Raw genomic sequence first — 14,564 nt, forward strand, 5'->3', positions numbered from 1 at the left:
ATATAAAACTCAATTTTGACACAATTAAATATTGATAATAATTGACTTATATTGTATAATATTTGTGATGAGAAAACTTTTTTAATCAAAGAGGAGAAATTAAAATGGTATCACAAACATTTACTATAACTAATAGTCAGGGTTTCCATATGAGACCTGCAGGAACTTTTACATCTGCAATGGGTAAGTACCAAAGCACAGTTACTATCGTTAAAGATGGCAATAGAATTGATGGTAAAAGCATTATGAACCTAATTGCTGCTTGTATCAAGTGTGGCACAGAAATCACAGTTGAGATTGAAGGTCCGGACGAAGAAGCTGCAATGAAAGAAGCTGCTGAAATGATTTTAACAGGCTTTGGTGAATAATTAATCGTTAGTTAAGTACATTAGCAGGAGAGTTATTTATTATAATTCTCCTGCTTTTTCTTTTAAGAGGTGAAATTATGTTAAAAGGTGTAAACGCATCAGAAGGTATCGGTATTGGTAAAGTAATGCTTATTGAAGAAGTTTCTCTTGATTATGAGAAGAAACAGATTACAGATACTCAAGCTGAAATTGATAGATATAGAAAAGTTTTTGACGCATATTGTGAAAAAACAGAAAAACAAGCTGAAAACATTAAGAACACTATTGGTGAAAAAGAAGCTGACATTATTCTTGGTCACCTACTTATGATAAAAGACCCTGCAATGAGCAGTTCAATTGAAGGTAATATTTCAAGTGGTTGTTGTGCTGAAGATGCAGTTGCTCAGGTATGTGATATGTTCATCGGTGTATTTTCAATGGCTGATGATGAACTAACTAAACAGAGAGCATCTGATGTTGAAGATATTAAGAACGGTCTTATTACAATGTTACTTGGTAAGGAAGAAGTTGACATTGCCTCTGCCCCATCAGGTACAGTTCTTGTTGCTAAAGACTTAACACCATCAATGACATCTTGTATTGTAAAAGAAAACATTGTTGGTATTGTAACAGAAGTTGGTGGCAAAACAAGTCACTCTGCAATTCTAGCAAGAGCAATGGAAATTCCGGCTGTACTTTCTGTTCCTAATGTTATGGAAACATTTGAGAATGGTCAAGAAATTATTGTAGATGGTAGTCATGGTGAAGTAATTGAAAATCCTAGTGACGGTGAAATTGCTATCTATAGAGAAAAGACCATTGAATACAAAAAAGAAAAAAAAGAACTTAAGAAGTTTATCGGTAAAGAAACAGTAACTGCTGACGGTGTAAAAGTTGAGCTATGTTGCAACATTGGTAAACCTGATGATGCTGACGCAGTTCTATCTAAAGACGGTGAAGGTGTTGGTCTATTTAGAACAGAGTTTCTATATATGGACAGTTCATCTATTCCAACAGAAGAAGAACAGTTTGAGGCATATAAGAAAACTGTTCTAAAACTTGGTGACAAACCACTTATCATTCGTACACTTGATGTTGGTGGTGACAAGGATATTCCTTATCTTGGTTTATCAAAAGAGGACAATCCGTTTATGGGATTTAGAGCAGTTAGATATTGTCTACACAGAGAAGATGTTTACAAACCTCAGCTTAGAGCATTACTGAGGGCAAGTGCTTTTGGTAATATTAAGATTATGATTCCACTTGTAACTTGTATTGATGAAGTTAGAGAAGTTAAGGCTATGATTGAAAATATTAAGGCTGAGCTTGACTCTGAAAACATTGCTTACAACAAGGATATTCAAGTTGGTATAATGGTTGAAACACCTGCTGCATCTCTTATTGCTGACCTATTAGCAGAAGAAGCTGACTTCTTCTCTATCGGTACTAATGACCTTACAGGTTACACAATGGCAGTTGACAGAGGTAATGCTGATGTAGCTTACTTATACTCAGCTTTCCAACCGGCAGTACTAAGAAGTATCAAGAAAATTATTGAAGATGGTAAGGATATTATGGTTGGTATGTGTGGTGAGGCAGCTGCTGACCCATTGCTAATTCCTCTACTACTTGCTTTTGGTCTTGATGAATTTTCAGTTAGTGCAACATCTGTACTAAAGACAAGAAAGATAATCTCTCAGTGGACTATTGATGAAGCTAAAGAAATAGCAGAAAAAGCACTTACACTGAAAACAGAAAGTGAAGTTGTTGAGTACTTAACATCTGTTGCAAAGTAATTTTAATAGTAAAATCATCTACGGAGTATATGAAAATATGCTCCGTTAATTATTTAACGAATTTTAATGTTGAAAAACCACATTTTTAGGCTATATTCAATAGAAAATGTGAATATTACATTGACAAAGACTACTGAATTAGTGTAAAATGAGAGTACGGTATAAAATTATGTTAGGAAGTATACACATGTACAAAATTGTAAGTAAACAGGTGCTTAATCCTACCGTAACTAAGATGGAAATTGAAGCACCACTAATTGCTAAAAAAGCACAACCAGGTCAGTTTATTATTTTAAGAACTGACGAAAACGGTGAGAGAATTCCTCTAACTGTTGCTGATTATGACAGAGAAAAAGGTACTGTAACAATCATTTTCCAGATTGTTGGTGCTACTACTAATCAGCTAAACTCATTTAACGAAGGGGACTATATTCATGACTTTGTTGGTCCTCTAGGCAAACCAACAGAAACAGAAGGCTTAAAGAAAGTTGCTGTTGTTGGTGGTGGCGTAGGATGTGCTATTGCATTCCCTATTGCTAAGAAACTTCATAAAATGGGTGTTGAAGTTCACTCAGTAGTTGGTTTCAGAAACAAAGATCTAGTTATCCTAGAAGATGACTTTAAGAACAATTCTGATGTATTTAAGCTAATGACAGATGACGGTTCTTATGGTGAAAAGGGTCTTGTAACTAACGCTCTTGAAGAACTAATCAAAGAAGGCAACCAGTATGATGAAGTTATCACAATTGGTCCACTTATTATGATGAAATTCGTATGTCAGCTAACTAAAAAGTATGATGTAAAAACCATTGTATCAATGAACCCAATTATGATTGATGGCACAGGTATGTGTGGTGGTTGCAGACTTACAGTTGGCGGTGAAACAAAGTTCGCTTGTGTTGATGGCCCAGACTTTGACGGTCACCTTGTTGATTTTGACGAGGCTATGAAGAGAGGTCAAATGTACAAAGAATTTGAAAGACACGCTTACGAAGAAAGTTGTAACCTTCTAAATAAGGAGGTAAAATAAGATGCCAAATATGAAAATTCCAAGAACAGATATGCCACAGCAAGAACCTGCAGTAAGAGCTAAGAACTTCCTAGAAGTTGCTACAGGCTACACAATGCAGATGGCTCTTGATGAAGCAAGCAGATGCCTACACTGTAAGCACAAGCCTTGCGTAAACGGTTGTCCTGTTAATATTAATATTCCTGATTTCATTAAGATGATTACTGAAGAAAACTTTGAAGGTGCTTATCAGGTAATTTCCGAAAGCTCTTCCCTACCTGCAGTTTGTGGTAGAGTTTGTCCTCAGGAATCTCAATGTGAATCAAAGTGTGTTCGTGGTATCAAGACAGAACCTGTTGCTATCGGCAGACTAGAAAGATTTGTTGCTGACTATCACAATGAACACTCAACAGAAAAAATCCAGAAGCCTGAATCAAACGGTCATAAGGTTGCAGTTATCGGTAGTGGTCCTAGTGGTCTAACTTGTGCCGGTGACCTAGCTAAACTTGGCTATGAAGTTACTATCTTTGAAGCACTACACACAGCAGGTGGTGTTCTACAGTATGGTATCCCTGAATTTAGACTACCAAAGGCTATTGTTAATAAGGAAGTTGACAACCTAAGAGATTTAGGTGTTGATGTTGAAACAAATATGGTTATCGGTAGAGTTCTTTCTATTGATGAACTAATGGAAGATGGTTATGAAGCAGTATTTATCGGTAGTGGTGCAGGTCTTCCAAGATTTATGAACATTCCGGGTGAAAACCTAAAGGGTGTTTACTCAGCTAACGAATTCTTAACAAGAGTTAACCTAATGAAGGCTTATAAAGAAGGTAGCACAACACCAATTATGCACGCTAAGAGAGTTGCAGTTGTTGGTGGTGGTAATGTTGCTATGGATGCTGCCCGTTCAGCACTAAGACTAGGTGCAGAAGAAGTTAACATTATCTATAGAAGATCTGACGCTGAACTTCCTGCCAGAGCAGAAGAAGTACATCACGCTAAAGAAGAAGGTATTATCTTCCGTACACTTACAAACCCTGTTGAAATCCTTGGTGATGATGATGACGCAGTAACAGGCATTAAGTGTGTTGAAATGGAACTTGGCGAACCTGATGCAAGTGGTAGAAGAAGACCTATCGTTAAGGAAGGTTCTGAATTTACTATTCCTATGGATTGTGTAATTATGTCTATCGGTACATCTCCTAACCCACTAATCAAGTCAACTACAGAAGGTCTTGATACTCAGAAGTGGGGTGGCATTATTGCTGATGAAGATGGTCTAACAAGCCGTCCATTCGTATATGCAGGTGGTGACGCAGTAACAGGTGCTGCTACAGTTATCCTAGCTATGGGTGCAGGTAAAAAGGCTGCTGCTGCTATTGACGAAGCTATTAAGAATAAGTAATTTGTTCTACATATAAAAGCTACAAAAGAGCAATCACAATTGTGGTTGCTCTTTCTTGTTTATATAGAAATTGACAAAAGTAAAACCTCATCTTCTTAGATGAGGTTTATTTTTTTATTTTGCAAGTGTTACATTAAGTTTGTTATCCACATTTAGTTTAACTACTTTTGTAGATAATTTTTTGTTGCTACTTTGATACTTAATTGTATAAGTAACTTTGCCTTTCTTAAGTCCTTTAAAAGTAAAGATGTATGTTGCACCTTTATTATTGAACTTTAAATCAGCACTAATATTAGCAACTGACTTATTTGAACTATGATAAGAATAATTGTAATTAGTTGTTGATGTTGTATTTAGCTTTAGAACATAATTCTTTGGTGGAATTGTCTTAGTAACATTTTTGTTTTCATCAACAGTTAGGTTAATAGTTTTCTGACTAATTTTCTTTTTCTTTGTGCCATACTTTAGTATTGCAATAGCACTTCCCTTTTGCTTACCGGTAAAGGTAAATGTATACTTACAAGTTGTCTTTGATACATTCTTTTTCTTGACAGTAAAGTTAACTGCCTTTTTATTGTTTACTGTACAAGTCCAGCTATAGCCCTTTGACTTATTAGCATTTAGGTTTAATGTGTAATTCTTAGGTTTTGCTACTGCACTTACTGAAACAATAAAAGTTGAAAGGCAAAGTGCCAAAACTAAGAATAAGGAAATAATTTTTGAAAACTTTTTCATAATAAATACTCCTTACTTTTTCTTTTTGTTCTTAACTTTTCTATAAACTAATATAGATACTAAAACCACCAACACACCAATTAGAATACCATACTGTAAAGTCATATTGGTTTCCAGTGGGTTTTCTGCATGATTAGTACCTTTTTGTACAATAGGTACGGTTGAAGTAAATTCTTCTACTGCATTCATTGATTCAGAATTAGCAAGTAAATTGTACATAATGCCTCCATTAATCAGCTTGAACATAAAAAGTATCAACAATCATTTTAAAGAACTTCTTGTTATCCACTTTATATTCAACATATTTTTTACCATCTTTATCTTTACCGGGTACTTTCTGAATATCAGCACTTGTGATACCTTTACGGAGTAAATCGGTAGCAAGGTAGCTAACCTTTGCGGCTGACAAATTAGTTGTCATATAAGGTTTTGCTGAATTATAAATAGTAACCGGTGTAGTAATATCACTTTTTGTCATAGAAACTGTTTTGTCTATAAATGCGTTTAAATATGCCTTTTGTCTAGCCATACGGTTGTCATTATAGCTAGCAGTTTCGTGGTTTCTTGAACGAACAAAGCTCTCGGCATCTTTACCGTGAAGTTCATATGTTTGACCTTCATTGTACACAACCTTATTATTATCATCCTTATATGTAACAGGTGAAGTAACAGTAACACCACCGATAGAATCGTTTAATGCTGAGATACCACTAATATCAAGTGCAGTATAAGACTGAGCTACAGGAAGTCCATAAAACAATCTTCTTACTGACCTTACTGTATTCTCAGCTGATGTTTCTTTGCCATCACCATAAGCATAAGAAAGACAAATCTGGTTATTTTCTGTACGGATAAAGTCACCGGCAGTATTGTACAAATCAATATCTACCATTGTATTACGGCTAATTTGGAATGTTGTTGTAACACCATTGTCTGTGTCTATAGCAATTAGGTAAAGTGCATCAGCTTGACCACCTGTACCAACTACATTTTTAACAGTACCAAGTTCATCCTTATCAACACCCATAAACAATATTGAAGTCATACTGTCCTTGTATCTATAATTATGACCGTTATAGAAAATATAGTTACCGTTATCAATAACCTTTGTATCTGATGGTGGATTTAGCGACATACCACTTTTATCGAGAAGTCCATTCTTTCCACTATAATACAAGAAACCGAAAGTACCCACTACAAGTAAGCATAAACCTAAAATACAAGAAAGAATTGTAATAAGAACTTTCTTACTTTTCTTCATTTTGTGCTTATTGTGTTGACTTTTCTTACGATTTTTAGTAGGGCTAATTCTCTTTCTCTTAACAGAAGAAAGTACATAACCTGAAACACCATCAACATCAATTGCAGTATCATTTGCAATATTTTTTATTGGAGCATTCTTGTTAAAATCTTTACTTTCTTCAATTAGAGGGCTATCCTCTATTTTAATTAATTTATCGTTATTCTGTTCTTTCATTTTTTATCAATACACCTTGAACTAAAAATCGGTTTTCAGGACGGTTGTTTGTACAGGTACTAAGTGTAATTAGCTTATCGTTAATTGTTACTTTAGTGCCTTTTCTTACATTACTGACTATTGCGTTAGTAGGATTTAAACTATAGTCAATATATTCTTTAAAGACCTTATCATCTCTAAAATGGTCAAAAGAATTATTTATATGTCTATCATCATATTCATAAGCTGAATACACTTTATATGTCTTGATACTCTTAGGAGTATATACCTTAAAAGTTTTGTGCTTTGAGAAAAAGTCGGAATCTTCAAATTTATGCAAATCAGCAAACATAGTGCCATTTGCCATATTATGACCATAAAGAATAGTATTTCTGTCGGAAAAATCAGGTTGATTATAACTTTCCATATAGATAGAACCGGCATAAAGATAGTTCTTGTAATAATCTCTATGGAGATAAAAGCTTTGGTCACTTTCAGGTGCTCTCAAGATTGGATAATCAATGTTGGTGTCGGAAATTTTTATCCATCCAACAATATCCTTATTAATCTTATTTAACACCTTAAAGTCAATTGGATTTTTCTCTTTAGTTTTCTTAACATTAGGTTTGTTATCGTCTGTTAATGTTGGTGAAACAACTTGGCTGGATAACTTTTTATACTGACTCTCTCCATTAGTACAAGAAGATGTATTCAATACCAAAAATACAACACAACATATGCATAAAACAAGTGAAACTATAAAAACAATTAGCCATACAATCTTTCTTTTAGGCTTTTTTTCCGGTTCATTTTCTTTAATAATATCTTCAATAGATTTATTTTCTACTAGATTTTTATCTTCTTTCATAATAAAACTCCTTTAGAAAAATTATACCATAGTAAGGAATTTGGGTCAAACAAAAATCCCCTACTTAAAAAGTAGGGGTATAATCTTTGTGATTACTTTTTCTTTGAAGTATATTTCTTATATGCAAACAAAGAAGATAGACCTAAACCGGCAGCAATAAGAACTGAATATGCAACATAGTCACCGGTTACAGGAGATGTAGTTGAATCACCTGTACCATTTGTTCCATCTGTGCCGTTGCCACCACCGGGATTACCATTATCTCCACCATTATTAGGGTTAGTAGTTGAAGTTCTGAACCATTCACTACTATCATCCTCTGGGTTTACAGTAGAGGCATTACCATTGCTATGGTCGTCACCACCACCGGGTTTACCGGTAGGGTTTGATGGGTTATTATTAGTATTTCTTGGACGAGTTGTTGTAGCTACAGGACTTTTTCTACTAGCAGCACTAAAGCTAATTGATGATAAACAAACTGTCATTGCTACAACAGTAATTGCTAAAATTGCAAATATTTTTTTCATAATAATTTCCTCCTATATTTAAGGATAACAGTTCATATTATTCACAATTTATTATATCACAATATTAAATAAAAATAAAGTTTTTTTCTAAAAATGTTATACAAAATTATTGAGAAAATTAGTACAATTTATTGCATTAAATAGTACCTTTTGTAGAAAGCACTCCATTAATCCTTTGGTCAACAGTTGTTGCCATATCAAGAGCCTTTGCAAAGGCTTTAAATGTTGCTTCAATAATATGATGGTCGTTAACACCACGCATTTGTACAAAATGAAGATTCATCATTGCACTATATGAAATTGCATAGAAAAATTCATCAACCATACAATTATCCATTTCACCTGTTCTGTCATTTGTGAACTTTAAATCAGATACATAGTAAGGTCTGCCTGATAAATCAACACCACACATTACTAGTGTTTCATCCATTGGCAATAGAAAATTACCATATCTCTTAATGCCTGACTTATCCCCCAATGCTCTTCTGATAACTTCACCCAGAACAATACCGGTATCTTCAATGGTGTGGTGACAATCAACATTAAGGTCACCTTTAACCTTTACTTCAAGGTCAAACAGTCCATGCTTAGCAAATCCTTCTAGCATATGGTCAAAGAAACCTATGCCGGTTTTGATTTTGCTTTTGCCACTACCATCTAGGTTAATTTTAATATAAATGTCAGTTTCCTTAGTAACTCTTGTTACTTCTGCAATTCTATCCACTATAATTCTCCTTCATTCATTAAAGAATTATTCTTCTTCAAATCTAACAAGTGCTGCATTTTCATGAGCAGTTAAACTTTCACAACGAGCAAACTTAGCAACATCTTTATAAACACCCTTAAGGGCATCCTGTGAATAATAGATAATGCTTGATTTCTTTACAAAGTCATCAACTGAAAGTGGTGAGAAGAACTTTGCAGTACCGTTAGTTGGAAGAACATGGTTAGGACCTGCAAAATAGTCACCAAGTGATTCACAACTATAACTACCTAGGAAGATAGCACCGGCATTCTTTATCTTTGTCATTACTAGGAATGGATCGGCAGTCTGAATTTCAAGGTGTTCTGATGCGATTTCATTTGCTGCATCAATAGCTTCATCCATATTCTCTGCAACTAGGATATAACCAAAGTTATCAAGTGACTTTGAGATAATTTCTTTTCTTGAAAGAACTGCAACAAACTTATCAACTTCAGCAGAAACTTTCTTTGCAAATTCCTCACTGGTTGTAATAAGAATTGCTGATGCAAGTTCATCATGTTCAGCCTGACTAAGTAAATCGGCTGCAACAAATCTTGGGTTTGCAGTTTCATCGGCAATAACAAGGATTTCTGAAGGACCTGCAATACTATCAATATTAACAAATCCATAAACTGCTTTCTTAGCTAAAGCAACATAAATATTACCCGGACCTACAATCTTATCTACCTTTTTGATGCTATCTGTACCGTAAGCTAAAGCACCGATTGCCTGTGCTCCACCTACCTTGTAAACTTCATCAACACCGGCTTCATTAGCAGCAACTAAAACTGCAGGGTTAACTTCACCTTCACTGTTACAAGGTGTTGTCATAATAATTTCCTTAACACCGGCAACCTTTGCAGGAACAATGTTCATAAGTACAGATGATGGATAAACTGCCTTACCACCCGGTACATAAACACCGACTCTTTCAAGTGGTGTAACCTTCTGACCTAGGATTGTGCCATCTTCTGTTGAGTTAAACCAACTGTTCTGTCTTTGTTTTTCGTGATAAGACTTAACATTTACAAGTGACTTCTTGATAACTGTTAATAGGTCTTCTGAAACCTTAGAATAAGCATCCTTAATTTCTTCTTCTGTTACGCGGATGTTGTCTTTATTAAGGTCAAACTTATCAAACTTCTTAGTATATTCAAAAAGTGCCTTGTCGCCATTTTCCTTAATATTAGCTAAAATATCAGCTACAACACTTTCATAACTACCGTAGTTATTAGGACTTCTCTTTAGCATACCCTCAAGGATATTGTTCTTTGATTCTTTAGTTAATTTGACAATTCTCATTTTCTTATCCTCTCTTACCACTAATATATGAGTCTAGGAATGAAATTAATTCTTTCATTTCTCTTTCTGTACCGATTGTAATTCTTAGATATTCATTAATTCTTGGTGCATTAAAATGTCTAACAAAGATTTTATTTTCCTTTAATGCATTAAATAATTCTTCACCACTAATTTCATTATGCTTAGCAAAAATAAAGTTAGATGAACTATCTAGGAATGAAAAGCCTAATTTTGTAAGACTTTCTTTAGTCTTTTCTCTTGTATCAATAATCTTAGCTACTATATTCTTAAAGTATGTATCATCATTAATGGAAGCAACACCACACTTAATTGCAACATCGGACATTGTGTATGAATTATAGCTGAATTTCACTGAATTTAGAACAGAAATTAACTGTTCATTACCAATACAATAACCAATACGCATACCGGCCATTGAGCGTGACTTTGAGAATGTTCTTGTAACAATAAGGTTGTCGTACTTATTGATTAGAGAAAGTGCAGTTTCTCCGCCAAAATCAATATAAGCTTCATCAACAATAACAACCTTGTGCTTATTCTCAATAATAATATCTTCAATATCAGATAAAGAAAGTGTTAGTCCAGTTGGAGCATTTGGATTAGGAAAAACAATACCACCATTATCTACCATATAGTCCTTAGGTACAATGTTAAAGTTTTCATCCAAAGGTACTTCCCTATATTTAATTTGGAAAAGGTCTGCCCAAACTTTGTAGAAAGCATAGCTTACATCCGGAAATAAAATTTCCTTACCACTATTGAAGAATGACAAGAAACACATTGCAAGTACATCGTCAGAACCTACACCTACAAAAACATTTTCTTTCTTAAAATGATGATAGTCGGCAATAGCTTGTACCAAATCAGTAACATCCGGATCAGGATACTTTCTAAAGGAATTGTTATCCACTTTAGCAAGTGCATCCAGTACAGATGGTGATGGTGGATATGGATTTTCGTTAGTGTTTAGTTTAATAACATCATTGTCCTTAGGCTGTTCACCGGGAACATAAGGAACAACTTTTCTAAAATTGTCTTCAATCATCATTTTTCCCTCTGTTCTAAAGTCTCTTTCTTATAAATCACATAGGTTTTGTGCAAAACATTACACATCTAAATATATTATACTTCAAAAGTAACACATAGTCAATAAACAAAAGGATAAACCCCACACTATTATAGCATGGGGCTTAAAAGAGAAATATATTATGAATTTCTTACTAGCATTTTTTGAATTGCAGTACAATCCTTGATGTTAATCTTGCCACTATTGTTTACATCTGCAACTGCTTTTTGAGCATCTATTAAAGTTAATCTCTTAACAGTATGTTTCTGTAAAATTGTAGCATCTTGTACAGTAATTTTGCCATCAAGGTTCAAGTCACCAATTAAACCTTGGCGAGTTGACTTTCCTTCAATTACAATATTATTTACTGCAATTTCACCACCTGTTGGTTCGTCTGATGTATTACCACCTGCAATAGTTGTTGTTGATGTTGCAATAATTCTAACTGTAACACTCTTTGCACCGTTACATTCTTCTGGAAGTTTAACCTTGTTAATATAGTTAGTTAAAACCTTTCTGTTGTTAGAAGTAATTGTGAAATTAGAGTTTGAAATATCAGTAAAGTTTGTACCGTCAATGCTATACTGCATTTTCCAATTTGCAGGAGCTTTACTACTACCACCCATACTAATTGAGAATGATAAATCCTTACAATCAGTTCCATCAAAAGTAGTTTGAATATATGGAGTATCTCCCCAAGGGTTTTTCTTACCGGCTGACATTAGTGGTACAATTTCATCACCGTCTTTACCATACTCAGCGTCTGACCATTCAAGTGCTCTGCCGTTTTTACCATTCATAGATAGGAACAAATCAGCTTGACCGAATGTTGCTTTATAACCGGACTTATCACCATATTCTTCCAGCTTATCACCGGAATTCTTGCCTGTACTGTCAAAATAGAATTCTGAAATAGTGTTTGCACCAAGCTGATGTTCCGGTTTTGTTGGCTTTGTAGGTTCAGTTGGTTCAGTTGGTTCAGTTGGTTTTACAGGCTCTACATAATAATCAATAAACATATTTGACATATATGCAGCACGGCTAATTGCCCAATCTACCATATAATCATATACACCCTTAAATGTATTTGTATCATACTTAGTAGCAGTTGTGCTCTTTGTATATGTCTTTGTCTTGTAATCAAAACTTAGTTTATAAAGTGTGCTATGGTCTGCTAACCACTGTGGTTCTGGGTTTAACAATCTACCGGAAGTATAGTTCATTTCTGCTGAATCTTTAACTATATTGTAGTAAGCATCTGATGAATATAATTCTCCGGAAGAAATATTTTGTCCCTTAAATAGATATTCAATAGCAGGTACAAAATCTTTATACCATAGTTCGCCACTTCTCTTATAAATAACAGGGTTTTTGTACATTAGAGTACACATATTTCTATCGCCTTTAGTTGAAATATATGAACCTTCAGGCTTTGTATATGTACCACCATCAGAACCTACTGCATTACCTAGGGAGTTATCGTAATCCCATGTTGGAGCTGCATAGATTTTGTACTTACCATTAGCATCTTTTTTATTTACAAAATAGAATGAACTTATACCGGCATCCCAGTTTTTGCAATATTCATTTAGTAGGTACATTCTGGCAAATGAATCAACATCAATAACATCAGCTAAATCTTTTTGATTGTTCTTAACTGCATTATACATTTTTTCAAATTTTGCCTTAATGTAGTTATAAGCATTGCTATAGCCCTTATCTGATGAAGTAATATCAGGTGAAACTACTTCGATATTTTGATCACAAGTGTTAAAACAGAAACCTTCTGCTGCACCGTCAATCTTAATAACAAATGGGAAATCAGTTGGTGTTGTACCATCTTCGTTAATATATTCTTCACCGGTCATATCAGAAATCAAGTTATTTGAACCAACTTCAATCTTCTGACATAGCTGATATGAACCAAGATATACACCATTAATATAGAAATCAGCATATCTACTGTCTGAGTTATATGGAATACCAACTTGATCACCTAAATCATATAGGAATCTGTTTCTGGACAAAGAGTCATCTTGATAGTTAGCAACAATACTATACTTCTTAGTCTTTTCCATACCTGCAACAGAAAGTGCTGAATCAAAGTTAAGATTAAATGACTTCTTTGACTTTGCCCAAGAAGTGTTACCTCTACCCTTTACTTTCTTAATAGAAGTATCTGTAATTTTACCGTTACTTTCTGTAACTGCTGCAGTAGCCTTAGCATTATTTGACTTATTAGCACTTAGATAAGATAACAAATCTTGGCCGTTGAAACTTGCTGCATTATTTACATAAACTGCACATTCAGCACCACTTCTCATAATATTTAAAGTGTAGCTGGTTGAATTCACAGTAACAGTATATTTACTGTTTGGTGTGTAATTCATAGTAACTGTTGACTTTGATGGAATTTCAACATTACCAATCTTTACTGTTGAAGAGAATGTGTTATAAACATCAATCTTAGATTTATCAGTTGATGAAGGTAGGAAGAAATAGTAGTCACCACTATCTGTTAATTTACCTTTTTCATCATACTTATGTTGCCATATCTGCCAAGCTTCTGTTTCGTTTTCATTAGCAGATACACCGTGAACATAAAGGTTATTAGCCTTTGCATAACTAAACTTATATTCATCGGTTGAAGGTTGTGATGGTTCAGTAGGTTTAGTTTCTATAGGCTTTTCACCATATTTACCAACAGAACCATTGCCCTCTAAGTCTGTTGCAAATACACAGTTGTTGCCTTTTGCAAAATCTTCATATGTAAGAACAGGAGAATTGTTCCATAGTGTATCAGAACTGCCTCTCCAAAATCTTATTGCCTTTGCACCGGCAGTTTCATTAGTAAATGTATAACTAAACTTATAGTTACCTAAGTCATTAGTTACCTTTACCGGATTATATTTTGTTTTGTCAGCATTATTGATGGAAATGTTCTTACCGTCATTATCTGCCTTTGAATATTCTGTAAAGTTAATATACTCTGTAGCATAGGCACTAGTCCAATTATCACCACAGGATGAACAATCAAAATATACTGTATCGCCTAATTTAAAACCATCAGCCGATGTTGTTTTTGCAAATACAGCAGAGGAAGCTGTAAACATTGAAGTTACAATCATCATTACAGAAAGAATGATTGCAATGGGTTTTTTAATCATTTTTATCCCTCCTAATATATTTCATCATTATTATAAACCCATTACCTAAATAAAGCAATGAACTATTTGTAAATAACCACTTGAAATTTGTTGAATTTGCTAATTATTTTGCAATTT

The 14,564-nt window shown here is 34.2% G+C and carries 13 protein-coding genes; 4 read left to right on the forward strand and 9 right to left on the reverse strand.

What is annotated here, in order from left to right:
• Nucleotides 1-104: 104 nt before the first annotated feature.
• From WMO18_RS01165 to gltA, 4 genes are all read left to right on the forward strand, one after another.
• The gene (locus tag WMO18_RS01165; RefSeq protein WP_022506287.1) at nucleotides 105-368 is read left to right on the forward strand and encodes an HPr family phosphocarrier protein; all 264 of its coding nucleotides are present in this window, start codon (nucleotides 105-107) and stop codon (nucleotides 366-368) included.
• A gap of 77 nt (nucleotides 369-445) precedes the next feature.
• The gene (ptsP, locus tag WMO18_RS01170) at nucleotides 446-2,143 is read left to right on the forward strand and encodes a phosphoenolpyruvate--protein phosphotransferase (protein ID WP_367286239.1); all 1,698 of its coding nucleotides are present in this window, start codon (nucleotides 446-448) and stop codon (nucleotides 2,141-2,143) included.
• A gap of 187 nt (nucleotides 2,144-2,330) precedes the next feature.
• Nucleotides 2,331-3,173 carry a sulfide/dihydroorotate dehydrogenase-like FAD/NAD-binding protein gene (locus WMO18_RS01175; RefSeq protein ID WP_022506285.1) on the forward strand — a complete coding sequence of 281 codons (843 nt, stop codon included), beginning with the start codon at nucleotides 2,331-2,333 and terminating at the stop codon, nucleotides 3,171-3,173.
• Between the two features lies 1 nt (nucleotide 3,174).
• A complete protein-coding gene (gene gltA, locus WMO18_RS01180; protein WP_022506284.1) occupies nucleotides 3,175-4,560 on the forward strand; it encodes an NADPH-dependent glutamate synthase in 1,386 nt (461 codons plus the stop codon).
• A 114-nt stretch (nucleotides 4,561-4,674) separates the two neighbouring features.
• Here the strand turns inward: gltA and WMO18_RS01185 are convergent, their stop codons facing one another.
• The 9 genes from WMO18_RS01185 to WMO18_RS01225 all read right to left on the reverse strand — a co-directional run bounded on the left by WMO18_RS01185 (nucleotide 4,675) and on the right by WMO18_RS01225 (nucleotide 14,447).
• Nucleotides 4,675-5,295 carry a protease inhibitor I42 family protein gene (locus tag WMO18_RS01185; protein ID WP_022506283.1) on the reverse strand — a complete coding sequence of 207 codons (621 nt, stop codon included), beginning with the start codon at nucleotides 5,293-5,295 and terminating at the stop codon, nucleotides 4,675-4,677.
• Between the two features lie 12 nt (nucleotides 5,296-5,307).
• Nucleotides 5,308-5,514 carry a hypothetical protein gene (locus WMO18_RS01190; protein WP_022506282.1) on the reverse strand — a complete coding sequence of 69 codons (207 nt, stop codon included), beginning with the start codon at nucleotides 5,512-5,514 and terminating at the stop codon, nucleotides 5,308-5,310.
• A 10-nt stretch (nucleotides 5,515-5,524) separates the two neighbouring features.
• The gene (locus WMO18_RS01195) at nucleotides 5,525-6,772 is read right to left on the reverse strand and encodes an LCP family protein (RefSeq protein WP_211147193.1); all 1,248 of its coding nucleotides are present in this window, start codon (nucleotides 6,770-6,772) and stop codon (nucleotides 5,525-5,527) included.
• On the reverse strand, nucleotides 6,756-7,619 hold the full coding sequence (gene srtB, locus WMO18_RS01200) for a class B sortase (protein WP_022506165.1): 864 nt from the start codon (nucleotides 7,617-7,619) through the stop codon (nucleotides 6,756-6,758). Before srtB ends, WMO18_RS01195 begins: the two co-directional genes overlap by 17 nt.
• 92 nt (nucleotides 7,620-7,711) lie before the next feature.
• Nucleotides 7,712-8,146 (reverse strand): hypothetical protein, encoded by a 435-nt coding sequence (locus WMO18_RS01205; RefSeq protein ID WP_211147195.1) that lies wholly within the window; start codon nucleotides 8,144-8,146, stop codon nucleotides 7,712-7,714.
• A 136-nt stretch (nucleotides 8,147-8,282) separates the two neighbouring features.
• Complete coding sequence (gene hisB / locus WMO18_RS01210) at nucleotides 8,283-8,870, reverse strand: imidazoleglycerol-phosphate dehydratase HisB (protein ID WP_022506163.1); 588 nt, start codon at nucleotides 8,868-8,870, stop codon at nucleotides 8,283-8,285.
• Between the two features lie 27 nt (nucleotides 8,871-8,897).
• On the reverse strand, nucleotides 8,898-10,193 hold the full coding sequence (gene hisD / locus WMO18_RS01215) for a histidinol dehydrogenase (RefSeq protein WP_211147196.1): 1,296 nt from the start codon (nucleotides 10,191-10,193) through the stop codon (nucleotides 8,898-8,900).
• A gap of 4 nt (nucleotides 10,194-10,197) precedes the next feature.
• Nucleotides 10,198-11,262 (reverse strand): histidinol-phosphate transaminase, encoded by a 1,065-nt coding sequence (gene hisC, locus WMO18_RS01220; RefSeq protein WP_211147197.1) that lies wholly within the window; start codon nucleotides 11,260-11,262, stop codon nucleotides 10,198-10,200.
• 158 nt (nucleotides 11,263-11,420) lie between these two features.
• Nucleotides 11,421-14,447, reverse strand: coding sequence for a CotH kinase family protein (locus tag WMO18_RS01225; protein ID WP_211147198.1), 3,027 nt, complete (start codon nucleotides 14,445-14,447; stop codon nucleotides 11,421-11,423).
• Between the last annotated feature and the right edge of the window lie 117 nt (nucleotides 14,448-14,564).

The organism is Ruminococcoides intestinihominis, assembly GCF_040096285.1.
Classification (GTDB): domain Bacteria; phylum Bacillota; class Clostridia; order Oscillospirales; family Acutalibacteraceae; genus Ruminococcoides; species Ruminococcoides intestinihominis.